General features: G+C 79.3%; 1 protein-coding gene. It reads right to left on the bottom strand.

What is annotated here, in order from left to right:
- Nucleotides 1–33: 33 nt before the first annotated feature.
- On the bottom strand, nt 34–1,158 hold the full coding sequence (locus AOK18_RS09665; RefSeq protein ID WP_055694034.1) for an SPFH domain-containing protein: 1,125 nt from the start codon (nt 1,156–1,158) through the stop codon (nt 34–36).
- Between the last annotated feature and the right edge of the window lie 41 nt (nt 1,159–1,199).

Below are 1,199 nucleotides of genomic sequence, written 5' to 3'. Positions count from 1 at the left end.
GTCCCGTCCGGCCGGCCCCCGCCCCGGCAAGTCCTACGGCCCCGGCTCCCCCCGCCTCGCGCAGAACGCCACCGTCAGGTCCTTCACCAGCACCTCGCGCTCGCGGTCGTCCAGGTCCACCAGGCCCCGCAGGGCCAGCCGGCTCACCGTGTCCTCCACCGACTCCACGACCGAGGTGAGCGCGCTCGCCCGCTGCCGGGCGTCCAGCTCGGCGATCCGGCGCCGGTGCATGGCGGCGGCCACCTCGGGGGCATACTCCACGCGGACCGGGCGCACCGCGAAGACCTCGATCCCCGCCGGGCCGACGTCCGCCGCGACCAGCCGGGTCAGCGCGTCCTGCGCCGTGCCCGCCGCACCGCCCGGCGCCTCCACCCGGACCCGGAGCAGCGCCGCCTCGACGCACTCGCGCACGTACCTCTCGTGGTCCTCGACGCCCAGGGTGGCCCGCGCGGTGTCCCGCACCCGCCACACGACCAGGACGACCACCCGCAGCGCCACCCCGCCGCGGTCGGCCGCCTGCATCGGCTCGCTGCGCCAGTGGCGCAGCCGCACGTCGACCCGGCGGCGCAGCAGCAGCGGGTTCACCCACAGCAGGCCGGTGCGCCGGACGGTCCCGCGGTAGCGGCCGAACAGGCCGAGCACCCAGGCCCGCCCGGTCCGGCCGCGCGCCAGCCCGCCGAAGCCGAACAGGCCGAGGGCCCCGGCGGCCGCGTACGCCGCCCACTGCGCGGGCCCGAGTCCGGCGGCTCCCGTGACGCCCGCGACGTCCGCGTGCGCCGGGAGCCCGAGCGCGACGGTCACCGCCGGCGGCAGGACGCCCGCCCACCACGACGTGGCCACGCACCCGGCCGCCCCGCACATCCCGGCGAGCACCCCCGCGCCTCCGGGCAGCACCCGGGCGGGCCGCTCCGCCAGCCGGGGATCGACCCTCGGCACGGGCGAGCGGAACGCCTCGGGGGCCGGGCGGCGGAGCGGAGACTGCTCCCCCGTGCCGAGGGGCCCGAGGAGCGCGGGACGCAGCCGCACGGGAACCTGGCCGGTGTCGTCGCGGAACTGCAGGTGGGCGGGGATCTCGGTGGTGGACTCGGTGCGGATCAGCCGCCCGGACCGCCCCGCCGCCGGGTGGCCGCCCTCGGCCGGGTGCCCCGATCCGGGGATGCGGGGATCACGGGGATCACGGGAACCGGAGGGATCGGGGG

The organism is Streptomyces prasinopilosus (assembly GCF_001419695.1).
Classification (GTDB): domain Bacteria; phylum Actinomycetota; class Actinomycetes; order Streptomycetales; family Streptomycetaceae; genus Streptomyces; species Streptomyces prasinopilosus.
This window is presented reverse-complemented; position numbering and strand designations above follow the sequence as displayed.